Annotated in this window: 25 protein-coding genes, 1 other RNA gene and 1 pseudogene; 9 read left to right on the forward strand and 18 right to left on the reverse strand. The window is 63.7% G+C overall.

Annotated elements, in window-relative coordinates; translation table 11 throughout:
* Positions 1 to 87: 87 nt before the first annotated feature.
* Genes F3089_RS06275 through F3089_RS06290 form a run of 4 tightly spaced genes read left to right on the forward strand, consistent with a single transcriptional unit; the run spans position 88 to position 4,574 of the window.
* On the forward strand, positions 88 to 702 hold the full coding sequence (locus F3089_RS06275; RefSeq protein ID WP_151439956.1) for a UPF0149 family protein: 615 nt from the start codon (positions 88 to 90) through the stop codon (positions 700 to 702).
* Positions 703 to 714: 12 nt separating this feature from the next.
* Complete coding sequence (gene pepP, locus F3089_RS06280; protein WP_151439957.1) at positions 715 to 2,058, forward strand: Xaa-Pro aminopeptidase; 1,344 nt, start codon at positions 715 to 717, stop codon at positions 2,056 to 2,058.
* A complete protein-coding gene (gene ubiH, locus F3089_RS06285) occupies positions 2,051 to 3,304 on the forward strand; it encodes a 2-octaprenyl-6-methoxyphenyl hydroxylase (protein WP_151439958.1) in 1,254 nt (417 codons plus the stop codon). The genes pepP and ubiH overlap by 8 nt, the downstream gene beginning before the upstream one ends.
* Positions 3,297 to 4,574: an FAD-dependent monooxygenase gene (locus tag F3089_RS06290; protein ID WP_151439959.1), complete on the forward strand. Its 1,278-nt coding sequence runs from the start codon at positions 3,297 to 3,299 to the stop codon at positions 4,572 to 4,574. Before ubiH ends, F3089_RS06290 begins: the two co-directional genes overlap by 8 nt.
* On the opposite strand, the gene F3089_RS06295 is transcribed toward F3089_RS06290, so the two are convergent.
* From F3089_RS06295 to ubiE, 11 genes are all read right to left on the reverse strand, one after another.
* A complete protein-coding gene (locus F3089_RS06295; protein ID WP_151439960.1) occupies positions 4,575 to 6,386 on the reverse strand; it encodes a chloride channel protein in 1,812 nt (603 codons plus the stop codon).
* Between the two features lie 23 nt (positions 6,387 to 6,409).
* The gene (locus F3089_RS06300; protein ID WP_202405678.1) at positions 6,410 to 8,215 is read right to left on the reverse strand and encodes a chloride channel protein; all 1,806 of its coding nucleotides are present in this window, start codon (positions 8,213 to 8,215) and stop codon (positions 6,410 to 6,412) included.
* A gap of 87 nt (positions 8,216 to 8,302) precedes the next feature.
* Positions 8,303 to 9,025 (reverse strand): 16S rRNA (uracil(1498)-N(3))-methyltransferase, encoded by a 723-nt coding sequence (locus F3089_RS06305; RefSeq protein WP_151439962.1) that lies wholly within the window; start codon positions 9,023 to 9,025, stop codon positions 8,303 to 8,305.
* A complete protein-coding gene (tatC, locus tag F3089_RS06310) occupies positions 9,022 to 9,786 on the reverse strand; it encodes a twin-arginine translocase subunit TatC (protein ID WP_151439963.1) in 765 nt (254 codons plus the stop codon). Before tatC ends, F3089_RS06305 begins: the two co-directional genes overlap by 4 nt.
* The gene (gene tatB / locus F3089_RS06315; RefSeq protein WP_151439964.1) at positions 9,783 to 10,139 is read right to left on the reverse strand and encodes a Sec-independent protein translocase protein TatB; all 357 of its coding nucleotides are present in this window, start codon (positions 10,137 to 10,139) and stop codon (positions 9,783 to 9,785) included. Before tatB ends, tatC begins: the two co-directional genes overlap by 4 nt.
* A gap of 10 nt (positions 10,140 to 10,149) precedes the next feature.
* Positions 10,150 to 10,410, reverse strand: a complete 261-nt coding sequence (tatA, locus tag F3089_RS06320) for a Sec-independent protein translocase subunit TatA (protein ID WP_151439965.1) — start codon at positions 10,408 to 10,410, stop codon at positions 10,150 to 10,152.
* A gap of 16 nt (positions 10,411 to 10,426) precedes the next feature.
* Positions 10,427 to 10,765, reverse strand: a complete 339-nt coding sequence (locus F3089_RS06325; RefSeq protein WP_151439966.1) for a phosphoribosyl-ATP diphosphatase — start codon at positions 10,763 to 10,765, stop codon at positions 10,427 to 10,429.
* A complete protein-coding gene (gene hisI, locus F3089_RS06330; RefSeq protein ID WP_151439967.1) occupies positions 10,765 to 11,175 on the reverse strand; it encodes a phosphoribosyl-AMP cyclohydrolase in 411 nt (136 codons plus the stop codon). Before hisI ends, F3089_RS06325 begins: the two co-directional genes overlap by 1 nt.
* Position 11,176: 1 nt before the next feature.
* Positions 11,177 to 12,811: a ubiquinone biosynthesis regulatory protein kinase UbiB gene (gene ubiB, locus F3089_RS06335; RefSeq protein ID WP_151439968.1), complete on the reverse strand. Its 1,635-nt coding sequence runs from the start codon at positions 12,809 to 12,811 to the stop codon at positions 11,177 to 11,179.
* Entirely contained in the window at positions 12,808 to 13,431 is a 624-nt protein-coding gene (locus F3089_RS06340; protein ID WP_151439969.1) for a ubiquinone biosynthesis accessory factor UbiJ, read from the reverse strand. Before F3089_RS06340 ends, ubiB begins: the two co-directional genes overlap by 4 nt.
* Positions 13,431 to 14,180 (reverse strand): bifunctional demethylmenaquinone methyltransferase/2-methoxy-6-polyprenyl-1,4-benzoquinol methylase UbiE, encoded by a 750-nt coding sequence (gene ubiE, locus F3089_RS06345; RefSeq protein WP_151439970.1) that lies wholly within the window; start codon positions 14,178 to 14,180, stop codon positions 13,431 to 13,433. The genes F3089_RS06340 and ubiE overlap by 1 nt, the downstream gene beginning before the upstream one ends.
* A gap of 142 nt (positions 14,181 to 14,322) precedes the next feature.
* Between ubiE and F3089_RS06350 the strand changes: the two genes are divergently transcribed.
* Positions 14,323 to 14,607, forward strand: coding sequence for a polyhydroxyalkanoic acid system family protein (locus tag F3089_RS06350; protein ID WP_160899068.1), 285 nt, complete (start codon positions 14,323 to 14,325; stop codon positions 14,605 to 14,607).
* A 16-nt stretch (positions 14,608 to 14,623) separates the two neighbouring features.
* Here F3089_RS06350 and F3089_RS06355 read toward each other — a convergent pair whose 3' ends face one another.
* Together F3089_RS06355 and F3089_RS06360 are read right to left on the reverse strand one after the other, a co-directional pair.
* A complete protein-coding gene (locus F3089_RS06355; protein WP_151439972.1) occupies positions 14,624 to 15,370 on the reverse strand; it encodes a DUF8198 family protein in 747 nt (248 codons plus the stop codon).
* A gap of 62 nt (positions 15,371 to 15,432) precedes the next feature.
* Positions 15,433 to 16,350, reverse strand: coding sequence for an alpha/beta hydrolase (locus F3089_RS06360; protein ID WP_151439973.1), 918 nt, complete (start codon positions 16,348 to 16,350; stop codon positions 15,433 to 15,435).
* Between the two features lie 259 nt (positions 16,351 to 16,609).
* Between F3089_RS06360 and F3089_RS06365 the strand changes: the two genes are divergently transcribed.
* Both F3089_RS06365 and F3089_RS06370 read left to right on the forward strand, forming a co-directional pair.
* Positions 16,610 to 17,995 carry a class II fumarate hydratase gene (locus F3089_RS06365; protein WP_151439974.1) on the forward strand — a complete coding sequence of 462 codons (1,386 nt, stop codon included), beginning with the start codon at positions 16,610 to 16,612 and terminating at the stop codon, positions 17,993 to 17,995.
* Positions 17,996 to 18,022: 27 nt separating this feature from the next.
* Positions 18,023 to 18,502: a CDP-archaeol synthase gene (locus tag F3089_RS06370; protein WP_151439975.1), complete on the forward strand. Its 480-nt coding sequence runs from the start codon at positions 18,023 to 18,025 to the stop codon at positions 18,500 to 18,502.
* Here the strand turns inward: F3089_RS06370 and F3089_RS06375 are convergent.
* Positions 18,496 to 19,488 carry a metallophosphoesterase gene (locus tag F3089_RS06375; protein ID WP_151439976.1) on the reverse strand — a complete coding sequence of 331 codons (993 nt, stop codon included), beginning with the start codon at positions 19,486 to 19,488 and terminating at the stop codon, positions 18,496 to 18,498. The genes F3089_RS06370 and F3089_RS06375 overlap by 7 nt on opposite strands.
* A 141-nt stretch (positions 19,489 to 19,629) precedes the next feature.
* On the opposite strand from F3089_RS06375, the gene F3089_RS06380 reads away from it, so the two are divergent.
* On the forward strand, positions 19,630 to 20,043 hold the full coding sequence (locus F3089_RS06380; RefSeq protein WP_151439977.1) for a DUF4124 domain-containing protein: 414 nt from the start codon (positions 19,630 to 19,632) through the stop codon (positions 20,041 to 20,043).
* Between the two features lie 47 nt (positions 20,044 to 20,090).
* Here the strand turns inward: F3089_RS06380 and F3089_RS06385 are convergent, their stop codons facing one another.
* Entirely contained in the window at positions 20,091 to 21,008 is a 918-nt protein-coding gene (locus tag F3089_RS06385) for a homocysteine S-methyltransferase family protein (RefSeq protein ID WP_151439978.1), read from the reverse strand.
* A gap of 102 nt (positions 21,009 to 21,110) precedes the next feature.
* Here F3089_RS06385 and F3089_RS06390 point away from each other — a divergent pair, with 102 nt between their 5' ends.
* Positions 21,111 to 21,815, forward strand: coding sequence for an HAD-IA family hydrolase (locus F3089_RS06390; RefSeq protein ID WP_151439979.1), 705 nt, complete (start codon positions 21,111 to 21,113; stop codon positions 21,813 to 21,815).
* A gap of 117 nt (positions 21,816 to 21,932) precedes the next feature.
* On the opposite strand, the gene ssrA is transcribed toward F3089_RS06390, so the two are convergent.
* The 3 genes and pseudogenes from ssrA to smpB all read right to left on the reverse strand — a co-directional run bounded on the left by ssrA (position 21,933) and on the right by smpB (position 24,300).
* Positions 21,933 to 22,295: a transfer-messenger RNA gene (gene ssrA, locus F3089_RS06395) on the reverse strand.
* 117 nt (positions 22,296 to 22,412) lie between these two features.
* Positions 22,413 to 23,732 (reverse strand): annotated as a pseudogene (locus tag F3089_RS06400) (wax ester/triacylglycerol synthase family O-acyltransferase); the annotation flags it as partial.
* An 85-nt stretch (positions 23,733 to 23,817) separates the two neighbouring features.
* Positions 23,818 to 24,300 (reverse strand): SsrA-binding protein SmpB, encoded by a 483-nt coding sequence (gene smpB, locus F3089_RS06405; protein WP_151439980.1) that lies wholly within the window; start codon positions 24,298 to 24,300, stop codon positions 23,818 to 23,820.
* Positions 24,301 to 24,416 lie beyond the last annotated feature (116 nt).

The following is a 24,416-nucleotide window of genomic DNA, read 5'->3' on the forward strand; positions in this document are numbered from 1 at the left end:
TCAATTTGCGGTACGACAGGCAGCCGGGAAATGCTAGTGTAGGGCCCTGCAGACACCGAACCGGGAACCAGGAGCATCAGGCCCCCTATGAGCGGGATTGACGAGAACGATACACAGCGACTCCAGCAGATTGTCTACGATTTTGACCTGTGGTCCGACCTCCACGGACGCCATGGCGCCATCAATCATCCCAGTGAACTGCACGGCCTGCTGGCCGGTGAGCTGGCTGCCGGTGAGCGCCTTTCCAGCGAGCGCTGGGAGAACCTGGTGCTGGAGCATCTGGGATGCGACCGGCTGAAGGAAGAGGAGGAGGATGAGCAGGTATCCCCGCGCGCCCTCCTGCACGCGTTCTACGCGGCGACCCTGGCTTCCCTGCAGTCCGAGGACATGGACTTCCGGTTGCTGCTGCCGCCTGAGCAGGCCCCGCGCAATCAGCGTCTGGAGGCGCTTTCCAACTGGGTCCGGGGGTTCCTCGAAGGCATGGCCCGGGCTGCTGGCGACGGGCTCAGCCGGGCGCCGGACGATATCCGTGAGCTGATCCGGGATTTCGTGGCCATCAGCCAGGTGGAAAACGAAGCGGACGACTCGGAAGAAGACGGTGACCGCGACATTGAGGAGGTCTCCGAGTACATCCGGGTGGGTGTTCTCAATGTCTTCGCCGAGTTCAACCATCCCCAGCCGGACCAACAGACACTGCACTGACCGGGAGTGCCAATGACCGCCGCAAGCAAGCAGACCCAGACCGCAATTGACCGTGACGAGCATGCCAGCCGCCGGCGCCGCCTGATGGAGCAGATGGCGCCGGAAAGTATCGCCATTGTCTCCGCGGCCCCGGAACGGACCCGCAGCCGGGATACCGAATACCCCTATCGTCAGGACAGCGACTTCCTCTACCTCACCGGCTTCCAGGAACCGCACGCGGTGCTGGTGCTGGTTCCCGGCCGGGAACACGGTGAGACGGTCCTGTTCTGCCGGGAGCGCGACCCCGACCGGGAGCTCTGGGATGGATTCATGGTGGGTCCGGATGGCGCGGTGGCTGATTATGGCGTGGATGACGCCTTTCCCGTCAGCGACATCGACGACATCCTGCCGGGGCTGATCGAGGGGCGCTCACGGGTCTATTACTCCATCGGCCGGGATTCGGCCTTTGACAGCCGGGTCATGGAATGGGTCAACAGCATCCGTGCGCGGGTACGCAGCGGGGCCAAGCCACCGGGTGAGTTCGTGGCCCTGGAGCACACCCTGCACGACATGCGCCTCTATAAGAGTGCGGCGGAACTTCGGGTCATGGAGCAGGCCGGGCGGATCAGCGCCGATGCGCACTGCCAGGCCATGCGCCGCGCCCGTCCTGGACTGCGCGAATACCAGCTGGAGGCGGAGCTGCTCTACCGCTTCCTGGATCAGGGTGCCAGTGCGCCCGCCTATCCGACCATTGTCGCGAGCGGCTCCCATGGCTGCGTTCTCCACTATACCGAGAACCAGGGCATGCTGGCGGACGGCGATCTGGTGCTGATCGACGCCGGCTGCGAGTACAACGGCTACGCCGCGGACATCACCCGTACCTTCCCGGCCAATGGTCGTTTCACGGCGGAGCAGAAAGCGGTTTACGAGATCGTGCTGGCGGCGCAGAAGGCGGCGATTGAGAAGGTTACGCCCGAGAATCACTGGAACCAGCCCCATGAGGCAGCTGTCGAGGTCCTGAGCCAGGGGCTTCTGGATCTGGGCATACTCACCGGCAGTCTTGAGGAGGTTGTGGAGCAGGGCCATTACCGCGACTTCTTCATGCACCGGACCGGTCACTGGTTGGGTATGGATGTGCACGACGTTGGGGATTACCGCATTGGTGGCGCCTGGCGGGTGCTGGAGCCGGGAATGGTGATGACGATTGAGCCCGGGCTTTACATCCCGCCGGGTAAGACGGGCGTGGAGGCGCGCTGGCAGGGCATTGCCGTGCGCATCGAGGACGACGTGGTCGTAACCCGCTCCGGTTACCGCAATCTGACACCGGATGTGCCCAAGGAGATAGCGGACATTGAGGCGCTGATGGCCGATGAGTGATCCGGGTTCCTCTATTCGCCACTGTGATGTGCTCATTGTTGGCGGCGGCATGGCGGGTGCCTCCCTGGCGCTTGGCCTGGCCCGGCAGGCGCCGTCGCTGGACGTTGCCGTGGTGGAATCCTCGCCGCTGGATCCATCAGTGGACCCGCAGACGCAGTTCCAGCCCAGCTATGATGCCCGCGCCACGGCGCTGGCCTACGGCTCCCGTCTGATCTACGAGGATCTCGGTGTCTGGCCCGAGCTTGCCCGCGCCGCCACGCCTATTGAGCACATCCATGTCTCCAGTCGGGGACGCCCCGGAACCACCCGCATGCATGCGTCGGAGCACGGCACGGAGGCGCTGGGGTATGTGGTGGATAACGCCTGGCTGGGTCTCAATCTGGTCTCTGCCCTTCAGGAAACCGCCACCCACTGGATCTGCCCGGCGCGGGTGGTCACGGCGGAGACCGGCAGTGAGGGTGCGCAGGTTCTGGTGGAACAGAACGGTGAGCAGCTGTGGTGGCAGACGCGTCTCCTGGTGGTGGCTGATGGGGGCCGCTCCGGCCTGCGCGAACAGCTGGGGTTCAGTGCCCGCCGGCAGGACTATGGCCAGCACGCCCTGGTCGCCACCGTCACCATGGGTGAGCCGCACCGGAACCAGGCCTATGAGCGCTTTGCCGACGGCGCAGCCGTGGCGTTGCTGCCCCACAGGGGCAGCCATGACTACGCGCTGGTCTGGACCATGGACAGTACCGAGATTGAGCGCCGCATGGCCCTGGGCACCGATGCCTTCCTGGCAGAGCTCCAGCAGCGTTTCGGCTGGCGGCAGGGCCGGTTTGAGCACGTGGGGCAGCGCCACAGTTACCCGCTGGCGCTGGAGCAGGTCGCCAGCCCGGTACGCCCCGGGGTGGTACTGGTGGGCAATGCGGCCCATTCCCTGCATCCGGTGGCTGGACAGGGTTTCAACCTGGCCCTGCGCGGGCTGATGCGGCTCAGCAGCCGCCTCGCTGGGGCTGCCGATGAACCGGCCTCCCTGGGCCAGCCGGAAACGCTGGCCTCCTATGTAGCGACCCATCAGCAGGATGTGGACGCCATTGTCGGTTTCTCCGACAGCCTGGTGCGGGTGTTCTCGGAAAAGGGCGGTTTCCCCGGCCGGCTCCGGGACCTGGGGCTGGCGGCTCTGGACGCAGCGCCTGGTCCGCGGCACTGGCTGGCGCAGCGCAACATGGGACTGAACACAAAACGGAGCTCCCTCGGCCATGACTGATACCCCGCTTACGGAACGCACCACCGTTGCCATTGTGGGTGGCGGCCTTGTTGGCGGCGCACTGGCGCTGCTGCTGGCCCGCCAGGGGCTGGAGGTCACCGTAGTGGAGCCCCAGTCCCGGGAGACCCAGCTGCATGAGCTGGAGCCGGCTACCACTGTCCACGGGTTCGAGCCAAGGGTCAGTGCCCTGACCGAGGGCACGCGGCAGCTGCTCGAGGACCTTGGTATCTGGTCGGAGATTGAAGCCCGGCGCTGTTGCCCGTATCGCGAAATGCGTGTCTGGGATGCAGAGGGTACCGGCAGCATCCACTTCGACGCTGCTGAACTCCAGCTTTCCCGGCTGGGGAGCATTGTGGAGAACCGGGTCGTGCTGGGCGCGCTGGCCCGGGCCATGGTGGCGGAACCCAACCTGACCTGGCTGGACGGGGAATACGTCCGTCACTGGCGCCCGACAGGCGCGGGCTCGGCGGTGATGCTCAGCGATGGCCGCTGGCTCGAGGCGCGGCTGGTGGTCGGTGCGGATGGTGCCAATTCCCGCATACGCCATTGGGCCGGTCTGGCTACCCGCGAGTGGGATTACGACCAGCAGGCGATCGTGTGTACCGCGCGTACGGAATACGGCCACCAGCGCACCGCCTGGCAGCGGTTCATGACCACTGGCCCGGTGGCCTACCTGCCTCTGGCCAACGAGGAGAGCAGTGACCGGTTCGTTTCCATCGTCTGGTCCCAGGATGTGGGAGAATCGGCGCGGTTGATGAACCTGGACGAAGGCGCCTTCGCCGGTGAGCTGGGCGCGGCACTGGAGTGGACCCTCGGGGCGGTGGAGGCGGTGTCCACACGCCATGCCCTGCCGTTGCGCCAGCGTCATGCCCGGGAGTACACGCGTCCGGGGGTGGTTCTGGTCGGGGATGCCGCACACACCATCCATCCGCTGGCTGGGCAGGGAGTCAACCTCGGATTTGCGGACGCGGCTGTCCTGGCGGATGAGATCCGGCTGGCCATGGAGCGTGGTCTGGAGCCTTCGCACTCCAGCGCCCTGCAGCGTTACCAGCGCCGGCGCAAGGTGGAGAATCTGTCGCTCATGGCTGCCATGGAGGGCTTCAAGCAGCTCTTCGCCCGGGATGAGCTGCCCCTGCGCTGGCTGCGAAACACTGGCATGCGCTGGCTGGACGGCCAGACCGGCATCAAGAACCGGATTGCGGCCGAGGCCATGGGCAGCCGTCATCCACTGCCGCGGTTCTCGCCGCCCCTGCCGGCTGAAGCGGAGTGATCAGGGGGTGGTGCTGAAGCTCCGGAACTGCTCCATCACACTGTCCGCCAGGTGATCCTTGTCGAGTACACCCACCACTTCCTCGGCCAGGCCGGTTTCCGCCGCGCCGGCGTAGACCAGTGCATAGTCCACTCCCTGCTGGGTCAGCTGCTGCACCACCTGGCTGAGCAGATCCCTGGCCCCCACCTGAACGAACCGCCGGTGGCCCAGCCTCGCCAGCGGCCAGTCTTCATGGTGTTCATGTTCGGCTGCGAGCAGGCCTTCAAATGAGAGAATTCCGCTGACCTCATCATACTCGTCGGTCAGCAACAGGTACTGGACTTCGGCCTCACGCCCCAGAAGTTCGAAGGCATTGCTGACGGTGGTGGCCTCGGGAAGAGTGGCAATCCCCTCTTCGGTGAACTCCTCCGCGCGACGCATGAGGAAAAGGTTGCGGTGGCGTTCACTTGAAAAATGTTTGCCGCGGCGTGTCAGCTTGATGCTGTAGATCGTTTCATCAATCAGCGCACGGCGGATGCCGATCGCGACGGCAACAGCAATGATGAGCGGGATGATGATCGTGTAGGCGCGTGTCATCTCGAACACCATCACAATGGCTGTCAGTGCCGCCCCCGTAACACCACCGACAACACTGGCCATGCCAACCACGGCATAGTTCATGGGATTGATGTTCGCGGTTGGCCAGATCAGGGAGAGCGCGATGCCAAACGCAGCCCCCAGTGTCGCACCCAGGAAAAGTGCTGGTGAAAAGATACCCCCGGATGATCCCGAGCCCAGGCTGAGGGTCGTCGCCAGCAGTTTGGCCCCGAACAGCAGCACAAGCAGCTGAAACGCCAGCAGGTTCCCGTGGAGTATTTCGCTGATGGTGGCGTAATTGGCACCGGCGATATGGTAATGGCCATAGGTGTACTGGAAGCCGAAAAGCATGAGGCCGACAAAAAGCATGCCAGTGGCGTGTCGAAGGTACTGGTTGCTGGTCAATCGTTCAAAGGTGACTTCCGTGAACGACAGGAGGCGAATGAAGAGCCAGGCCGTAACACCACAGACGACACCCAGGACGCTCATGGCAGCAATGTTGTAGAAGTCCAGGGCGCCAGCGCTGACGGCCTCTGGTGCGGGGATCACGAACGCCGGTGTCATCCCCAGTGTGGTGCGCCCGATGTAGCTGGCGGTGGCGGTCGACAGCACCACGGGCATGAAGGTCCGGACGCTGAGCTCGGGCAGCATCAGCTCAACCGCGAACATGACACCGCCCAGTGGCGTATTGAAGGTGGCCGCAATCCCCCCTCCCGCGCCGGCAGCAATCAGGGTGATGCGTTGCCAGGTGCTGAGATGGACCAGGCGGGCAATGCTTGAGGCGAGTGACGCCCCGATCTGGATAATGGGCCCTTCCTTGCCCACTGACGCACCGCTTCCGATGGACAATGCGGAGGCCAGCGACTTGGCGGCGGCAACAACAGGGCGGATCAGCCCCTCCCGGAAGTAAACCGCATCAATGACTTCGGGAACGCCGCTGCCACGCGCTTCGGGTGCGAACGTACGGGTCAGCCAGACCACGCCCAGGCCGCCAATCACGGGAACCAGGATTACAAAAGGGCCCCAGATGCTGGGTTCCAGAAGGCTCTCCCCACCCAGAGTCAGGCTCAGGCGCCCATAGAAGAACAGATTGTGGAAAAAGCTGATGAGGTAATAGAAGAGAACCGCGCCGAGGCCCGTGACAATGCCCACGATAACGGCGATCAGGGAAAAAACGAGCGCGGGTGCCTCGCGCTCGTCATTCGGTTCCCGGTTCAGAGGCGTATCAGTACTCATGGGCAGGTCGTGACCCCTGGATGTTAATGCATGAGGTAGGCGTCTTCCTTGGACGCCAGGGAGATCTCGCGCGGGGTAATAACGCCCAGGACATCCGTGGCCCGTTGACTGTTTTCATCATGCATGACGAGAACCACCTCGCAGTTGCTGGCATGCATGGAGCGCATCAGCTTTGACCAGCTGGTTTCGGACGTGACCCTGAGGAAGTTGCGATCAATGGTCCAGTCAGTGTTTTCCGGAGCGCTCAGAAGATGCAGGTTCTCATGGACCACACCATCAATGGTGTCGTCATCCACCGCTATGGCGTAACGGGGGGCCCTTTCCGGGGTGTGGGTCGCCTCCCACTGTCTCAGAAGCTGGACATCAATCAGGTCGAATTCGGTATTCATCAGTGTCCCCGCGCTGTGGAGATGGGACGTTGCCGCCTGAAGGCCGTGGGGAACACTGTAGCCCCGCCGTACCAGCTTGAGGGTATAGATGCTCTCCTCAGTGATCGCCGACCGAACCGCGTAGGCAAAAGACACCGTTGCGATAATCGGCAGCATGGCGGCGTAGTCACCGGTCAGCTCGAAGACCATGATGACGGCGGTCAGCACCGCACCGGTGGTTCCCGCGATCATGCCGCCCATGCCCGCAATCGCGAGTACCACTGGATCGACGCCGCTGGCCGGAAAGACCATCAGGACCAGGTTGCCAAACAGGGCTCCGAAGATGGCGCCGAGAAACAGCGAAGGAGCAAAAACGCCGCCGGAGGCGCCGGAGCCCAGCGTCAGCGCTGTTGCCAGCCATTTACCCAGGAAAAGCAGGGCCAGGAACAGTGGATCGGAGAGGATACTGCGCAGAACATCCAGAATAGTGGGGTAGCCAACCCCCCCAATGTGGTATTGGCCGGTATAGACGATGAATCCGTACAGCATGACGCCGACGACAGCCATCCCACTGACATGGCGCACATAGGAGTTGGTGAAGCGGCGTTCGAACCAGTCCTCGAACGAATAGATGGAGCGGATGAAACCGGATGAAATGACGCCGATCAGCGCCCCCAGCGGAATACAGGCCAACAGTGAGTAGAAGCCCACCAGATGGTTCTCAAAGACCACCAGCTCGGGGACATCGAACGAGGGGTGGAGGCCGCTGTAGAAACGCCCGATATAGGTCGCCGTTACCGTGGCAATTGCCACCACGGTGACTGTGCGGGCACTGATCGAGACCAGCATCAGCTCCATGGCAAAGGCGAGCCCGCCAATCGGGGCATTGAAGGTTGCGGCCACCGCGGCTGCGGCACCTGCGCCCACGAGCACCACCCTCTGGCGTGCCGGCATGGTGATGAGCTGTCCCAGACTGGAACCGAAGGCTGAGCCGATCTGGACAATAGGGCCTTCACGCCCGACAGACCCGCCACTGCCAATGGAAACTGCGGAAGTCAGCGCCTTGGCGATCACCACGGAGGGCCGGATCCGGCCCTGGCTGAAGTAGATGGCGTTCATCACTTCCGGGACCCCGTGGCCGCGGGTTTCCGGAGCAAACCGTTCGGTTATCCAGTTAACGATGATGGCACCGACAACAGGCACCAGGATGACCCCTGCACCCCAGACGCTCGGGGCGATATGGATATCCGGCTGGAAGGCCAGACTCAGCTCGCCATAGAAAAAGAGGTTGCGGAAGAAACCAATGATGGCTTTGAAGGCAATCGCACTGAAACCACCAAAGATACCCACCCCCACTGCCAGGATCAGCATGATGCTGGCGTTGAGAGGCTGGTTCGGGCTTGCTCCCTCGACCGGAGCTGTGGCTGACCCTTCAGTCTGGTTGTTGGTGGTTTGGCTCATAGAGACCATGCGGAGGTAAAGCGATCACTATTCTTATACAAAGCGTGAAGCCGCTGCAAGGAATCCTGCTTTTCTGTTCTGAGCAGCTTACCCATTGGGGATATCGAATAAACGCCCGAGAGCTGCAGGAACAAAGGTTTCCGTGCGCAGTATCCGTGGTCCCAGATGCACCGGTTCAAAACCCTGATCGCGGATCAGTTCCACTTCATAGGGAATGAAGCCGCCCTCCGGGCCGATGCAAAGGCTTACAGGTTCGTCCAGGCCCTGCGGGCAGGCACCGGCGCTGCCGGGATGGGCGATCAGACGGCGGCTCCCGGTTGTGATGGCAGCGAGCTCATCTTCTACAAAGGGCTTGAAGCGGTTGCGCTGCAGGATTGTCGGCCACCCGGTATCCCGCCCCTGTTCCAGCCCCAGGGTGATCTGTTCAGCAAGGGATTCCGGTTGCAGCCAGGGGGTCTGCCAGTAGCTTTTCTCCACCCGGTAGCTGTTGACCAGCACGAGGTGCTTGACGCCCATGGAAACGACGGACTGGATGATCCGGCGCAGCATCTTGGGGCGTGGCAGCGCGAGGACCAGGGTCAGTGGCAGGGGCGCAGGTGGCGCCTCATCCAGTTCTATGGCCAGCGTGGCCTCGTGCGCATCCAGGTGTTCGATCCGCCCCGTCCCCATGGTGCTGTCACGCAGTCCCACTCTCAGTGAGTCGCCCGTATTGGCCCCATGTATTTGATGGAGGTGCTGCAGCTGGCGACCGGTCACACGGGCCCGCTCCGGCGTCACCAACTGTTCCGGGTGAAGCAGGAGCAGGTTCATGCCGCGTCCGCATCATCCGGTGGGCGGCGGCGCTCGACCATGCGACCGAAGATGAGTCCGATCTCGAACAGCAGCCACATGGGTCCGGCCAGAAGCGTCTGGGAGATCATGTCCGGTGGCGTCATCAGCATACCCACCACAAAGCAGCCCACCACCACGTAGGGGCGCTTCTCGCGCAGGGACTGGGTATCCGTGGCACCACTGAGAATCATCAGCATGATGGCGATCGGGATCTCGAAGGCGATGCCGAAGGCGAACAGCAGCTTGAGCACAAAGCTCAGGTAGCTGCTCATGTCCGTCATGACCGTAACCTCAGCCGGCCCCACGGAGGTGAAGAAAGCGAATACCAGTGGAAAGACCACGTAGTACGCGAACACTGCCCCCAGGTAGAACAGCAGGATGGAGGAGGCCAGCAGCGGAAAGGCGATGCGTTTTTCGTGGCGGTACAGCCCCGGGGCCATGAAGCGCCAGATCTGATAGAGCACCACCGGCATGGCCAGGAAGGTGCCCAGCACCAGGGTCAGTTTCAGGGGCGCGAAGAAGGGGGCTGCCACGTCTGTGGCGATCATGCTGCTGCCCTCGGGCAGATAGGCCCGAAGTGGGCCGGAGAGCCAGGCATAGAGCTGGTTGGCGAAGGGGTAGAGCGCCAGGAAGATCACCAGGATGGCGAGAATGGCCTTAAGCAGCCGGTTGCGCAGCTCCACCAGGTGGGCCACCAGCGGCATGGTGTTCTCGTCGAGGGAGTCGTCCTGCTGGCTCATGAGGGGTTCCGGGGGCCTCCCTGGTGGTCCTTGTCGGTGCCGTCACTGCTGTTGCTGCTGCGGGAGTCGGATTTCAGGTAGTCCTCATCCAGCTTCGCCTCGTCCAGAGCTTCACGCATGTTCTTCTGGATGTCCTCGTAGCCGATGTCACTCTTCTCCCGGCGCAGCTGTTCCCGGATCTCCTCGGCCTTGACCTGGCGGTCGAGTTCCTCGGAGAACTGGCGGGTCATGCGGCGGGCCTTGCCGATCCAGTGCCCGGCCGTGCGTGCCGCTGTGGGCAGCCGTTCCGGCCCCAGTACCAGGAGGGCAATGACGCCGCAGAGGAAGAGCTCCAGGAACCCGAGATCAAACATTCAGGGCGCCTCAGGAATGCTCGTGATCGCGGCGCTTCTCCGCTTCGGGCGTCTCCTCGCTGTTCTTCTGCTCCAGAGTGCGACCGCCCGGGGTGTCGTCCTCCTGCTCCTCATCCTTTGACTTCTCGCTGTCGCCATCGTTCATGGCCTGCTTGAAGTTGCGGATGGCGCTGCCGACGTCGCCGCCCATGTTGCGCAGTTTCTTGGTCCCGAACACCAGAATGACGATGCCGAAGACGATCAGAAGCTGCCAGATACTGATTCCACCCATGTTGAATTCCTCCCGTTCAGGATTCCGGCGTGCGCCGGGCTTTTTCTTCAAGGCCGGAGAGGCCGAAACGCCGTGCCAGTTCATTGAGCACTGCGTCCGGGCCTTCGCCCCGGTTGGAGAGCATGACCAGACTGTGGAACCACAGATCCGCCGTTTCGGCGATCAACTCCCGGTTGTCTCCGGAGTGTTCCGCGTCCTTGGCCGCGATCAGGGTTTCCGTGCATTCCTCCCCGACCTTCTCAAGAATCTTGTTGAGCCCCTTGTGATGGAGCTTCGCAACGTAGGAGTCGTCCGGGTCCGCATTCCGGCGCCGTTCTTCCAGTACCTCGGCCAGTTGGCTCAGTACCGTGTCCATCAGCTCTGCTCCGCTCCGTAAATGGCTTCAGGGTCCTTAAGGACCGCTCCGGATTCCTGCCAGGCACCGTTCTCCAGTCGGCGGTAGAAGCAGTGTCGCCGCCCGGTGTGGCAGGCAATGCCGCCGATCTGTTCCACCCGCAGCAGGATGACATCCGCATCACAGTCCAGCCGCATCTCGTGGACCTTCTGCACATGGCCGGAACTTTCGCCCTTGTGCCAGAGCCGGTCCCGTGACCGGGAATAATAGACGGCTTCGCCGGTTTCCGCTGTCTTTTCCAGCGCTTCGGCGTTCATCCAGGCCATCATCAGCACGTCGCCGCTGGCGGTATCCTGGGCGATGGCGGGAACGAGGCCGTCTTCGTTGAAGGCTACCTCGCCGATCCATCCGGGCTGGGAGTCTGCTGTCATCTCAGTGTCCACTGCTGTTACTGCCATACCAGAATAACACGCCGCCGGTGCCCAGCAGAATCCAGCTGGCGGCCGGCAGGTTCTTCAGCCATTCCTGGAGGCCGGGTTCCGCCACTGCCAGTGCCCCCATTGCACAGGCGGCCGCCCCGAGCAGGGGCCAGAGGCGGAAGCGGTGTGTATCGGCGGGCGCCGGCTGCGGCTGCACGGGCGGTGGGTCGCCGGCGAGGCGCTCCAGCGCGTCGTGGAACAGCTGGGGCATTTCCGGCGCCTGTTCCGCCCAGTCCGGCAGGTGTTCGCGCAGTGAGCGCATCACACCGGGCGGGCCCATCTGCTGCTGCATCCAGTTCTCCAGGAAGGGTTGGGCGGTGGCCCAGAGGTCCAGGTCCGGGTAGAGCTGGCGGCCCAGACCTTCCACGTTGAGCAGGGTTTTCTGCAACAGGACCAGCTGGGGCTGGACCTCCATGTGAAAGCGGCGGGCCACCTCGAAAAGGCGCAACAGGAAGTGGCCGAAGGAAATGTCGCGCAGCGGTCTGGCGAAAATGGGTTCGCAGACGGTGCGGATGGCGGCCTCGAATTCATCCACGCGGGTGTCGGCGGGGATCCAGCCGGACTGGATATGGAGCGCCGCGACCTGGTGGTAGTCCCGCCGGAAGAAGGCGAGCAGATTGCGCGCCAGGTAGCTCTTGTCCGAGGGCCCGAGGGTACCGACAATGCCGAAATCCAGCGCGATGTACTGGGGGTCCGCCGGGTTGGAGGCATCCACGAAGATGTTGCCGGGGTGCATGTCGGCGTGGAAGAAACTGTCCCGGAAAACCTGGGTGAAGAAGATCTCCACGCCCTTCTCCGCCAGCACCTTCATGTCCACGCCGGCGGCGTGGAGAGCCGCCGTGTCGCCGATGGGGATGCCGCTGACCCGCTCCATGGTGACCACCCGGCGCCCGGTGTGGGACCAGTAGACCTCGGGCACGTAGATCAGCGGCGAGTCCGGGAAGTTGCGCCGCAGCTGGCTGGCGTTGGCCGCCTCGCGCTGCATATCCAGTTCGTCGAAGATGGTCTTCTCATAGTCCGTCACGACCTCCACCGGGCGCAGGCGCGGCCCTTCCGCCCAGAAGCGCTGCAGCAGCCGCGCCATCAGGTGGAGCAGGCGGATGTCCTGGCGGATGACCCGCTCGATGCCGGGGCGGATGACCTTGACCACCACGGGGGTGCCGTCCAGCAGCTTCGCCCCATGCACCTGCGCCACGGAGGCCGAGGCCAGCGGATCCTGTTCGAATTCGCTGAAGCAGTCGGCGATGTCCGCTCCCAGTTCCGCTTCCACAATAGCGCGGGCGTCATCGCTGTCGAAGGGAGCGACCCGGTCCTGGAGGTGGGCCAGTGATTCGGCCATATCCTCGGGCAGCAGGTCGCGCCTTGTGGAGAGGATCTGGCCGAACTTGATGAACACCGGGCCCAGGTCCTCCATGGCCTGGCGCAGGCGTTCGCCGCGATTGGCTTCCGGCTGCGGGAAGAGACGCCAGGGGGCGATGGCCAGCAGGAAGCGGATGCCTGCCGGCAGGGTCAGGAGGCGCAGGAAGGTGTCGAGCCGGTAGCGGCTGAAAACCCACAGGATCCGGAGCAGGCGGCCGAGGTTGATCAATGGTCCTCCCCGGGCGCCAGGTTGTTGAGGCGGTTTTCAAGCGCCTTCACGCGGGATTCCAGCGCATCGATGTCACTGAATCGGGCCTCGGCCTCGTGGCGACCGGGCACCAGGCCGGATTCCTCGTGCAGGTAATCCTCAATGTTCGCGTGTACCGAGGCGCGCGCCTGCTGGCTCCAGCGCAGGGCATCCCGCAGACGCCGGGCGATGACGTGAGCGGGCACATCCCCGAGGGTACGGGCCAGGAAAGCCTCCCAGTCCGGCGCCAGCGCATGCAGTCGGTGTGCGAGGTGGCGGACGCGCTCACTGTCTCCTTCGACCGTGATCAGGCCCTGGTCCAGGCCGCTGGTGTCGCCGCCGGCCAGTGCCAGAAGCGCCAGTGGCGTGGCGGTGATGTGCGTGTCCGTTCCCGGGCCGGACGGGCCCTGTTTCAGGGCAAGGCGGTCGCCCGAACGCGCCAGTGTCAGGGTGGCCCCGAAGGGCCCCAGTGTGATCGCCACCGGCGCAGCCAGCTCTTCAAGCAGGATGTCCCTGGCCGCCGGGTCCGCTTCGAGAGCACGGTTCAGGGCGGAGGCGGCCATGGTGGTGGCCTGGTCGAGCAGTGTGCCGCCCAGTCCCATCAGGGCTTGATCCCCGCATGCAGCGCCACGATGCCGCCGGTCATGTTGTGGTACTTGCACCGCACCAGCCCGGCGTCTTCCATCATGCCCTTGAGGGTTTCCTGGTCCGGGTGCATGCGGATGGATTCGGCGAGATACTGGTAACTCTCGCTGTCACCAGCCACCAGCCGGCCCATCAGAGGCAGGGCGGTGAAGGAATAGGTGTCGTAGGCCTTGTTGAGCAGCGGATTGACCGGCTTGGAGAACTCCAGGATCAGCAGCTTGCCGCCGGGTTTGAGGACGCGGGTCATCTCGCGCAGCGCCAGGTTCTGGTCGGTGACGTTACGCAGGCCGAAGGCAATGGAGACGGCATTGAAGTAATTGTCCGGAAAGGGCAGGCACTCGGCGTTGGCCTGCACGTAGTCCACGCGCCCGGCGTAGCCGCGGTCGATCAGGCGATCCCGGCCCACCTCCAGCATTTCCTGGTTGATATCGGCCAGCACAACTTCGCCTTCGGTGCCCACACGGTCCGCGAACTGCATGGTCAGATCGCCCGTGCCGCCAGCGATGTCCAGGATCCGGTGGCCGGGGCGCACACTGCTCAGCTCGATGGTGAAGCGCTTCCACAGCCGGTGGATGCCCATGGACATCAGGTCGTTCATCAGGTCATACCGGCTGGCAACCGAGGAGAAAACCTGGCCGACGTGCTTCGCTTTTTCCTGCTTCGGCACCTCGCGGTAACCGAAATGGGTGGTGTCCTGATCCGCCATGGGGACCTCCGCTAATGCTTTGGCGTATTCTAACCCCGGAGTGCCCGCTTGTCTGCGCCGGGTGAGCTCCACTCGCCTCATGGGTCGTAGTTGCGTAAAATTGCGCGCAACGCCCGTAATCATTGTTCGCCGAGGAGTCCCGATGTCCCGTATCCAGATCCACCGCGCGCACGCCATGGACCATGAACACGCGCTGCGGGTGGCCGATGAGCTGGCCCGGGAGATGACGGCGCATTACGACTTCGAATGGCACTGGGACGGCGAGCGCCTGAAGCTGCGCCGGACCGGCCTCAAGGGGGAAGTGGCGGTCAACCCGCAGGACATCGGTGTGGACCTGGAGCTGGGCATGATGCTGCGGCCCTTCAAGGGGCGGATCGAGCAGGAGGTGGTGCGCCAGCTTGAGGCTATCCTCAAACGCCACAGCTGATCGCCGGGCGCGAGCGTCACTCGCGGGGGAGCGGCTCCCCTGCCAGTACCTTTTCCATGATGCGGGTTTCGCGTTGGCGGATGGTTTCCAGCAGTTCCGACACGCCGCCCATGGCGCGGAATGCGTGGACGCCTTCTGTAATGAAGCGATAGAGCTCGCCCAGACCGGCCATGCGCGCGGGCTGATGCATCATCTTCAGCCCCATGCGCAGGGAGCGGTGATTCACGTAGCGCTCCAGATCCCGCCCCACGGCATCCACCAGTTCGATCTGTCGCCGCCGGTCCGTCACCTGCCCGCAGGCCCGGTAGGCTTCGGCATAGGTGGTGTCGGACATGCCCTCGATACCATTGGCATCCAGCGCCCGCTCCCGGGTTAGCCACTCGGCCATGGCCAGGTCCAGGCGCTGGCTGATCAGGTTGAGCTCCACCAGTTGTGACAGGGTGAAGAGCGCACTGTCGGGGCTCAGGCGGATCAGGTAGGGGAAGATGCGGTCAAAGTCGTCATCGCGGCGGCTGAAATCCTGGGGCGCGTAGAGGTCCTCCAGCAGGAAATCCAGGGCTTCGCGGTAACGCGGGGATTCGTAAAGGTCCCGGTGCGTCTCGCGCAGACGCGCCGCCTGCCAGCGGCCCAGCGCCTCAATGGCCGGTTCCAGTGGATGCCCAACCCGTTCCTGCCGGAAGTCGTGGTAGCTGAGCATCAGCTCCTGGAGCCGGCGCGCGTTAGGGGTCCGTGTCTGGGTCTGGGTCAGCTTGTACCGGTACACACCCGTCCTCCGTTCATGCGGACGGGCATTCTAGTGGGGGCGGGAATGTCCGACAATGGCGCTCAGGCCACCCTGGGGATGTCATCCATGGAAGGCACCCACCTTTCACTGTCCAGTGTGATGAAGTGACTGGTGCCCCGGGTCTCCACAATCCGCACCGAGGTTGACGAATGACGGGCGGCATTCATCATCGCCTCACGGTCCAGGATGCGGTCGGTTTCCGGGACCAGGATGGTGCCCTGACGGATGTTGGCAAGGATGCTGGTGTCCCACTGCTCCATCCAGGCCATGATGTTCTCGATATTGCGCACGATGGTCAGATGGTCCTGGGTGGCCGAGAACATCCGGTTGAGCAGCGTCTTCTTGCGCGGGTTCATGCGCCCGAAGAAAGTCTGGGCATAGGCGGACGAGGGCGTGCTGTTGATGGCGCGCACGATCCAGGGCCACATGCCGTGGCTGACCGGCTCCAGAATGGCCCGGACCAGAGCGTGGAGTTCGCCCTGGGGCAGCACCGGTGCCTCGAGGACCACGTCGATGTCCTCAAACAGTTCCGGGCGCTGGCGGGCGGCTTCCAGAATCACACCGCCGCCACGGGAATGGCCGTGTACCCGGATCTGGTTCGAGGAGGGCAGGTTCTCGAGGGTCTGGATGAGGATGCGGGCATCGTACTCAATGGTGGCCTCGGTGTGCGGGTTGCGCAGCACCCAGTTCGGCCGCTCCAGGTTCGGGCCACTCACCGGAATGTGATAGTTGGAGCAGGTCAGCAGGATCAGCTCGGTGGTGGGCTCCTGATAGAGCTGGGTGAAATAGCACTGGTTCTCGAGAAAACCATGCACCCCGATCACGGTATGGTGGGCCTCGCCGCTGTGATTGCGCACGGCCACAGCGCCGGAGCCGACTTCATAGACCCGCCCGGAGAACATCTCGCTGTATGCGGGTTCGATGCGTTTCTTCAGCTTGCGGATGTCACTGGCTTTCATGACGCTGATCTCCTGAGCGCGGCCGCATACACCTTTTCGATGACCGGCTTATGACGGAATCTTTACCTTACAGTATAGAAATGAATTTGGGCTGGGGAGTGGAATTTTGTAAACAGTCCGCCGGTTGAGACAACAGTCACGCTGGGGCTGATCCGTCTCTTCGACCAATGCATAAGGGCCAATGACTGGAAAACCGGGCCATCGGAAGGCACTATAGCCGCTGTTCCGAACAGCCTGGTCAAACCTGAGGGAGGTCCGCATGAGTGACAAGCGCATAGAGAAAGACAGCCTCGGCGAGGTGGAAGTCCCGGCCAACGCCCTCTGGGCGGCCCAGACCCAGCGCGCCATCGATAACTTCCCGGTGAGCGGCCGGCCCATGCCCGGCGCCTTCATCCACGCCGTGGTACGGATCAAGCGCAGCGCCGCGCGCGCCAATGCCGTGCTGGGGCTGCTGGATGCGGATCGGGCCCAGGCCATCGAAACGGCCTGTGATGAGGTGCTGGGCGGCGCCCATGCCGACCAGTTCCCGGTGGACGTATTCCAGACCGGGTCCGGTACCAGCACCAACATGAACGTGAACGAGGTGATCGCACACCTGGCCTCCAACCACAGCAGTGAGCCGGTCAATCCGAACGATCATGTGAACATGAGCCAGAGCAGCAACGACGTGATCCCGACCGCGATCCATCTGAGCGCGGTGACCGAGGTGCATGAGTCGCTGCTGCCGGCGCTGGATCACCTGATGCAGACCATCGCGGGCCGTGAGAAAGAGACCGAGTCCGTGGTCAAGACCGGCCGCACCCACCTGATGGATGCCATGCCCGTGACCGTCGCCCAGGAACTGCGCACGTGGCGGGACCAGATCAGTAACGCCCGCGACCGCCTGGAGCAGGCAGCCAAGGACCTGCTGCGCATTCCCCAGGGGGGTACCGCCGTGGGTACGGGCGTGAACGCCCATGCTGATTTCGCGCGCCTGTTTGCTGAAGAGCTCAGTGCGCTGACCGATCATCACTTCACCGCGATGGAGCATCCGTTCGTCGGCCAGAGCGCCATTGATGCGCCGGTGGCCCTGTCCTCCGCCTACCGTGGGCTGGGCACGGTGGTCATGAAGATCGCCAATGACCTGCGCTGGATGAACAGCGGCCCCATTCATGGCCTGGGCGAGATCACACTGCCGGCGCTGCAGCCGGGCTCCAGCATCATGCCCGGCAAAGTGAACCCGGTGATTCCGGAATCCGCCGCCATGGTGGCCGCCCAGGTGACCGGCCTGGACGCCACCGTGAACACCGCCGGCCAGTCCGGCAACTTCCAGCTCAACGTCATGCTGCCGCTGGTGGGCTGGAACCTGCTGGAAATGAACGGCCTGCTTTCGAACACGGCACGGGTGATGGCGGACAAGGCCATTGCCGGCTTTACTGTAAACAGTGACGTGATGGCCGAAGCAGTCGGTAAGAACCCGGTGCTGGTGACAACCCTCAACCCTGTCATCGGTTACGCCAAGGCGGCCGAGGTTGCCAAGAAGGCGTATGCGACCGGCCGCTCCATACTGGACGTGGCGAAGGAAGAGACGGATGTGCCGGAAGACGAGCTGCGCGACCTGCTCGACCCGATCAAGCAGACCAAGGGCGGCCTTCCGGACGCCTGACCGGCGTCCGCTGCGGGGCAGCGTGTCATGCTGCTGATCCCGGAGCTGGTGGCGCTGCTGATCGTGGCCAACGGGGCGCCCCTGGTTCTGAGCCGGATCCTGGGGACCCGTGGCTACCCGGTAGACTGCCGGTTGCAGTTGCCGGATGGCCGCCGGCTCTTCGGGGCCAGCAAGACCTGGCGTGGCCTGGCGGTGGCGATCGTTGCCGCTGCCGTCGTCGCCTGGCTGTTCCGGCTCGGCTTCATCTTCGGGGCGGTGTTCGGCGCGGTGGCGATGCTCGGGGATCTGCTTTCAAGCTTCGTTAAGCGCCGTTTCGGTCTTGGCGCCGGTGATCGGGCCCGTGGTCTGGATCAATTGCCGGAAGGGCTGCTGCCCAATTTCGTCGCCTGGTGGTGGCTGGGTGTTTCGGGCTGGGTGGCGCTGCTGGCGGCCCTGATCTTCTGCGTGCTCAATATCTGGGGCTCGCCCCTCCTTTACCGCCTCGGCATTCGCCGGCGGCCTCACTGACCCACGGAATCCGGGCCGGCACTCAGCCGGTGCAGGGTCACTTCCGGCGGGCAGTTCAGCCTGACGTTGAGAATGGATGTGCCAGCGCCCGTGGTGGTGTAGCCCTGCATGGCATCCTCCATCCAGTTGCCGCGCCCGAGCCGGCGTGGAATCCGTGCATCCAGCGTGAGCGGAATCCCGCCTGGCAGGCACAGCTGGCCGCCATGGGTATGGCCACAGAGGTAGAGATCGAATCCCGCGCGGGCCGCTTCCGTGTGTATCTCCGGTGTATGGCTGAGAAGCAGTGACAGGGCGCCTGGAGGAATATCCCGTGTGGCGGCGGCAAGGTCATGGGTCTGGTAGAGGTGCGGGTCATCCACCCCGGCGATCCAGAGCGCGGCGTCCTCCCGTTCCAGGCACAGGCTTTCGTTCATCAGCATGCGGTAGCCCATGCTCTCCATCTCCGGAACCATCAGCACGCTGTCATGGTTCCCCAGAATCGCAAGGGGCGTTCCCTTAAGGTGGGTTCTGAGCCGCCGCATGCCTTCCATGGCCGGCGCGATGTCGCCCCAGGTGTCGCGCCGGTAGTCGCCGGTGATCACGCAGAGGTCATAGTCCAGATCCCGGACCGTCTCGATCACCGCGTGCAGGTTGGCCTCATCCATGTCCACATGCAGGTCGCTGAGCTGCAGCAGGGTGTAGCCCTCGAGAGCCGGCGGAAGCCCAGGTACCACAAACCGGTTTCGGGTCACCCTGAGAGCACGGCTGTTACTGACGGCGCGTTGATAGAGGCCGCCGAGGCTGAGGGCAAGCCGCACCAGGCCGGGCATGGAATAGAGGTTCTCGGGGTGCACGTGCTTACCGGTGCGGCTGAGGAACAGCGCTTCGCGTTCATGCTCGGTGGCCAGCCGCCGACGCGCATGGTCCGCCCCGAGCCGCAGCTCCAGCTGGTAGGTGCGCTCAGTGTCGCTGTGGTCCCCGATCAGGGGGCTGGTAAATCCATCCATGAGACGACCGCTCCGGAAGCCCGCGATTTGCCTTCATCATAGCAGGGAATGGACTCTGCGGGCCCGCCTTGACAGTTGCTGCGCCTGCGTGGATTCTCTGCCATTCCTGAAGGAAATCCAGTTGATTCAAGGAGGAACACCATGCCTGCCAGCGTATTACGCATTCCTGTAGCGCCCCTTCTGGCCATGTTCATGGTGGCCACCGTGCATGCCGAAATCTTTACCTGGACCGATGAGGAGGGTGTCACCCACTACACAGACCAGCCGGGGAAAGAGGGCGCTGAAGAAGCGACGTCGCCTGAACTCGCGAATTCCCCCATGGAGCTGCCGGAGCCCGGGACCTGGAAGCCGGAGAGGGAAAATCGGGAAGACGATGACAATGACCATAAAACGGCCAGGGAGACAGTATCGGCCCGGGAGCGCCGCTGCCAGCGGTACGAGGAACGACTGAGCCGGGTTAACGAAGAGCTTGGGCGTGGCTACCGGGAACCACGGGGCAACCGGCTTAGAGCGGAGCGGCGGGAGCTCCGCTCTAAGATCTTCAGTGAGTGCTGAGGTTGCGCAAGGCGCTGGCCGCGCTTGCGCTCTCCCACGCCTGGTGGTTACCCATTGGAGGCCAGAGGGTAGCCCTCCCCGGTGAGGCGTTCCGCCAGTGCCTTGATGTGGGCTGGGCCCACCTCACAGCAGCCACCAACGATGGTCGCGCCTTTTTCAACCCAGTTCAGGACCTGTTCCGCGTAGGCATCGGGGCCAAGGTCCTTGCGGGCCTCCAGAACGTCCACGGTTCCACCGGGTTCCAGTGCCGCTACCGAGGTGAAGGCATTGGCGTAGCCGCCAAAAGGCACGCCCAGCTCCCTGAGCACGTCCATGGCCGTAGTCAGCGCCTCGGGTACGGCGCAGTTGACGAGTACCGCACTGGCACCGGCATCCACGACGGCCCTGGCCGACTCGGCGAGAGGTTCGCCGGAGCGCAGTTTCGTGCCGTCGGCATCGTCCACCGTGAACGCCGTCCAGACCGGAAGGCCACTTTCCACTGCTGCAACGGTCGCTGCATGCGCCTCATGGGCAATGGACATGGTTTCGCAGAGGAAAAGATCCACTCCGCCCGCTTTCTGTGCCTCCACCATCTGCCGGTACTCTTTCAGGCAGGTCGCTTCGTCGTGGGCAACCTCGGGGCGATAGCTCGCCACCAGGGGCGGCAGGCAGCCCGCGACCCGCACATCCTGACCACTCTCGCTGCAGGCTTTGCGCGCGGCGTCCAGCGCTGCTTTGTGCAGCGGTTCGAACCAATCGGGTTGGCCGTCGCGAGCCAGGCGTGTTGGTGTGGCGCTGTAGGTGTTGAGCGTGATGACGCGGGCACCGGCATCAATAAAGTCACGGTGGGCGTCGACCACCAGGTTTGGCTCATCGAGCATGACTTGGGCGGACCACAGCGGCGATGCGGGCTGCTCGCTGCGTTTCTGGAGTTCCTGGCCCATGCCGCCATCCAGCATGGTGATCGGGGCTTTGTTGGTGGTCATGATGCGGTATCCTTATTATTGGTGCGCAGGCGTCAGCGCTGCTGACGAATCTTCTGGACCCTAGCCGTTTCTGCGGTCTGGCTCAAGATATAAGGCGGGCTCATGACAGCACTCACCCTGGATCTGGACGAGACCCTGTGGCAACTGGATGGCGTGATTGAGCGGGCCGAGCGGGCGACGCACGAGTTCCTTCTGGCCGAACATCCAGCCCTCGCCAGCGCCTATCCCCCGGAGCGCATGCGCGCTCTGCGTATAGAAGTCGCTGAAGCCGACCCGAGCCTGCAACACGACGTCACCGCATTGCGTCTTCGCACCCTGGAGCGGGCCGCGCGCCACGTGGAGGCACCGTTGCGCATCGCGGAGGCCGCCTTCGAGGTCTTCATGGAGGCGCGACACCGGGTCACCCTCTATCCCGATGCCCTGCCGATGCTTGACCGGCTTCTCGGGCGGCTGCCCCTGGTCGCCCTGACCAATGGCAACGCCGATGTGCACCGGATCGGGATGGGGCATTACTTCGTGGCGGCGCACTCGGCCGTGGAAGTGGGGGCCGCGAAACCGGAGCGCCCGATGTTCGAAGCGGCTGCTTCCAGCACGGGCGTGCCGCTGGAGACCCTGATCCATGTCGGTGACGACCCGGTGACCGATGTCGCCGGCGCCGCCCGGCATGGCCTGCGTCCTGTCTGGCTCAATCGCTCCGGCTTGCCCTGGCCAGAGGATGTGCCCCGGGTGGCTTATGATGAGATCCGGGGCCTGGATGAACTGCCGGGCCTGCTCAGGCGGCTGAGGCCGGATCTGCAGTTATCATGACCGACCTAAGCGATTCCGCCGGTGTTCAGAGTTGACACTCGGTGGACACACACGGGAAATCAGTGAGAAAGGCAATAAAAAAAGCCCTGACGAATCAGGGCTTTGGGTTTTGCTGTTTGGTGGAGACGGCGGGAGTTGAACCCGCGTCCGCCGGTACTCCGCCCTTGGCTCTACATGCTTAGGTTCCTTCTATTCTTTTAACCCCAAGCGACCCGAAGGTCAGGGTGCAAGGGGCGAGCTTACCAGAGTTTAACCGTTACGCTGCAAGCGTCACGCAACGGCGATCCTATCTGATATGACTGCCTGTGATACGCGGGGGACAGGCACCCCGGTCAGGCAGGCACTAGCGGTTTTTACGCCGCGAGTGCGTAGTTGTCGTCGTTTGCGACTATTTTAAAGCAGCTTTGATTTTTCGAGACTCGCTGCCGTCTCGGCATGCACCTCGGGTTTTGTCACCGGCGTCGAATCCGGATCGTCCCCGTACCTTTCAGTATAGGGGCGGCCCAGTGTGGACTCAAGGGGAATCCTGTTTTCCAGCGCCAGATCGCGGAGCTGGTGGAAGGAATCCGCGAAGGCCGTAGCCAGGCGTTCCGGCGAGTCCATCAGCTGGCGATCGCTGATCACGCCAAACTGCACCTGCCCGGCGTAGCTGAAGATGCTCAGGCCGATGCCCACATCGCCGGTCTGGGGAACCCAGAACATGGGGGTACGCAGGCGGCAGCCGCACAGGTGCAGTGGCTGGTCCGGGCCGGGCACGTTGGTCAGCACGGCGGAGGCGCGGCGGCTGAGAAGCTCCAGGGCCCGGCGCTCCATCAGGTCCGGGCCACGCCCGAGTATGTCCAGAAGCCCGTAGGAGACCTGGGCCTGGTAGGAGCGTTTGATGTCATCCATGTGGCGCTGGACCGTCTCGAAGCGTTCCCTGGGGCAAAGGGTCTGTACCGGCAACGGCACAAGCACCAGACCGAACTGGTTGCCAAGGCGGGTAATGGGCTGGTCCAGTGGTCGCAGGTTGAAGGGCACAGCCACGTGGATGCCGGCCTCGGGCAGAGGTGTGGCGCTCTGCTGGATGTGCGCCTGGACCGCGCCGGTGGCGGCGGCAAGCAGCACATCGTTGACCGTGCCGTTAAGGGCCCTGGCGGTGGCCTTCACCTCTCCCAGATCCAGCGGCTCGGACCAGGCGACCTGCTTGCGTCCGCACTGGGGGCCCTTGAGTCCTGTGGGAGGGTCCGGTGGGCTGAAGGCCACCTTGAACAGGTCCCGCCCCACGAACAGGCATTCCCGCCCCAGGCGCACTAGGTAGGCGGGGTCCTCGCGCATGGTGCGCCAGGTCTGTCGGGCCTGCCAGCGGGCAAGGCGCAGATTGCGGCGTGCCCGGAACAGTGTCTGGCGCCATTCCGGTGAATCGTTCCGTGCCCCTTTGCGGTGCTTGGCGCTCTTCCGGCTGCTGCCGGTATCGTCCTGCTCATCGGTCAGCGAGAGCAGGACCCGCACCAGCGAAATGCCGTCCGCGATGCAGTGGTGGATGCGTACGATCAGCGCGCAGCCCCCCTGGTAGTTATCGACGTAATGGATCTGCCAGAGCGGGTGGTTGAAGTCCAGTGGCGTGCTGTTGAGGTCGCTGGCCAGCTGCTGCAGCGCAGCCTGGTCAGCGTTGCCGGGAAGGGCGGTGATGTGGAAGTGGTTGTCGAGATCGAACCACGGATCCTCTTCCCAGTAACAGCGGTCATTCTGGCAGACCACCCGCTGGCGGAAGCGCTCAAAGCGCAGGAATCGTTCTTCAAGCAGGTTGCGGAACGCCCTGATATCGATGGGCTCGTCGAATACGAGCACGGCACCGATCATCATCGGACTTTCAGGCGACTCCATCCGCAACCAGGCGGTATCGACCGAGGACATGGCTGTGCGTTGGGCAGACATGATCCCTCCCTGGTTGCAGTCATGTTGGGGTGATGGTCGGCCAGTATACTGCGGTGCGGAAGCAGTTCAAATGATCATTTACTGATCAGCGCAGCGTATCCCGGAGAATGCGCTGTTTCTGGCGGTTCCAGTCACGCTCCTTCTCGGTGTGGCGCTTATCATACTGTCTCTTGCCCTTGACCAGTGCGATCTCGCACTTGACCAGGTTCTTCTTCCAGTACAGTGCCAGTGGCACGCAGGTGTGGCCCGTCTGCTGGGTTTTGCCGAGCAGTGTGGCCAGCTCGCGCCGGTGGAGAAGCAGTTTGCGCGTGCGCGTCGGATCCGGGTTGATGTGGGTGGATACAGACGGCAGAGGCGGAAAGTGAGCGCCCAGCAGCCATGCCTCCTCGTCCTTGAGCAGGACATAGGCATCGGTGATCTGGGCCTTGCCCGCACGTAGGGCCTTGACCTCCCAGCCGTGGAGCTGGAGGCCCGCCTCGAACTTCTGTTCGATGTGGAATTCGTGCCGCGCCTTCTTGTTGAGCGCGATGGTGCTGCCGCCCTTGGCGGGCTTTTTTTTCTGAGCCATGGGAATCATCCGGCCTGGCGGAGTGGGTGTTTCTGCAAACGGCGTATTGTAGCCCATAGGGCCTGCCTCTGGGCAAAGTCTGCGGAGTCGCGGCTGAATAAGGCGGCTACACTGGG

Source organism: Halospina sp. K52047b (assembly GCF_008709855.1).
In the GTDB taxonomy this organism is placed as follows: Bacteria; Pseudomonadota; Gammaproteobacteria; order Pseudomonadales; family Oleiphilaceae; genus Halospina; species Halospina utahensis_B.

What these genes read in the sequence shown, in the direction of transcription:
- F3089_RS06350 (WP_160899068.1), top strand. Translation starts at nt 14,323, where the DNA reads ATGTCCCGTATCCAGATCCACCGCGCGCACGCCATGGACCATGAACAC.
- pepP (WP_151439957.1), top strand. Translation starts at nt 715, where the DNA reads ATGACCGCCGCAAGCAAGCAGACCCAGACCGCAATTGACCGTGACGAG.
- tatA (WP_151439965.1), bottom strand. Translation starts at nt 10,410, where the DNA reads ATGGGTGGAATCAGTATCTGGCAGCTTCTGATCGTCTTCGGCATCGTC.
- F3089_RS06275 (WP_151439956.1), top strand. Translation starts at nt 88, where the DNA reads ATGAGCGGGATTGACGAGAACGATACACAGCGACTCCAGCAGATTGTC.
- smpB (WP_151439980.1), bottom strand. Translation starts at nt 24,300, where the DNA reads ATGGCTCAGAAAAAAAAGCCCGCCAAGGGCGGCAGCACCATCGCGCTC.
- F3089_RS06385 (WP_151439978.1), bottom strand. Translation starts at nt 21,008, where the DNA reads ATGACCACCAACAAAGCCCCGATCACCATGCTGGATGGCGGCATGGGC.
- F3089_RS06380 (WP_151439977.1), top strand. Translation starts at nt 19,630, where the DNA reads ATGCCTGCCAGCGTATTACGCATTCCTGTAGCGCCCCTTCTGGCCATG.
- F3089_RS06300 (WP_202405678.1), bottom strand. Translation starts at nt 8,215, where the DNA reads ATGAGCCAAACCACCAACAACCAGACTGAAGGGTCAGCCACAGCTCCG.
- F3089_RS06370 (WP_151439975.1), top strand. Translation starts at nt 18,023, where the DNA reads ATGCTGCTGATCCCGGAGCTGGTGGCGCTGCTGATCGTGGCCAACGGG.
- F3089_RS06305 (WP_151439962.1), bottom strand. Translation starts at nt 9,025, where the DNA reads ATGAACCTGCTCCTGCTTCACCCGGAACAGTTGGTGACGCCGGAGCGG.
- F3089_RS06340 (WP_151439969.1), bottom strand. Translation starts at nt 13,431, where the DNA reads ATGGGACTGGGCGGCACACTGCTCGACCAGGCCACCACCATGGCCGCC.
- F3089_RS06360 (WP_151439973.1), bottom strand. Translation starts at nt 16,350, where the DNA reads ATGAAAGCCAGTGACATCCGCAAGCTGAAGAAACGCATCGAACCCGCA.
- F3089_RS06365 (WP_151439974.1), top strand. Translation starts at nt 16,610, where the DNA reads ATGAGTGACAAGCGCATAGAGAAAGACAGCCTCGGCGAGGTGGAAGTC.
- tatC (WP_151439963.1), bottom strand. Translation starts at nt 9,786, where the DNA reads ATGAGCCAGCAGGACGACTCCCTCGACGAGAACACCATGCCGCTGGTG.
- F3089_RS06290 (WP_151439959.1), top strand. Translation starts at nt 3,297, where the DNA reads ATGACTGATACCCCGCTTACGGAACGCACCACCGTTGCCATTGTGGGT.
- F3089_RS06390 (WP_151439979.1), top strand. Translation starts at nt 21,111, where the DNA reads ATGACAGCACTCACCCTGGATCTGGACGAGACCCTGTGGCAACTGGAT.
- hisI (WP_151439967.1), bottom strand. Translation starts at nt 11,175, where the DNA reads ATGACAGCAGACTCCCAGCCCGGATGGATCGGCGAGGTAGCCTTCAAC.
- ubiH (WP_151439958.1), top strand. Translation starts at nt 2,051, where the DNA reads ATGAGTGATCCGGGTTCCTCTATTCGCCACTGTGATGTGCTCATTGTT.
- F3089_RS06375 (WP_151439976.1), bottom strand. Translation starts at nt 19,488, where the DNA reads ATGGATGGATTTACCAGCCCCCTGATCGGGGACCACAGCGACACTGAG.
- F3089_RS06325 (WP_151439966.1), bottom strand. Translation starts at nt 10,765, where the DNA reads ATGGACACGGTACTGAGCCAACTGGCCGAGGTACTGGAAGAACGGCGC.
- tatB (WP_151439964.1), bottom strand. Translation starts at nt 10,139, where the DNA reads ATGTTTGATCTCGGGTTCCTGGAGCTCTTCCTCTGCGGCGTCATTGCC.
- F3089_RS06295 (WP_151439960.1), bottom strand. Translation starts at nt 6,386, where the DNA reads ATGAGTACTGATACGCCTCTGAACCGGGAACCGAATGACGAGCGCGAG.
- ubiE (WP_151439970.1), bottom strand. Translation starts at nt 14,180, where the DNA reads ATGGCGGATCAGGACACCACCCATTTCGGTTACCGCGAGGTGCCGAAG.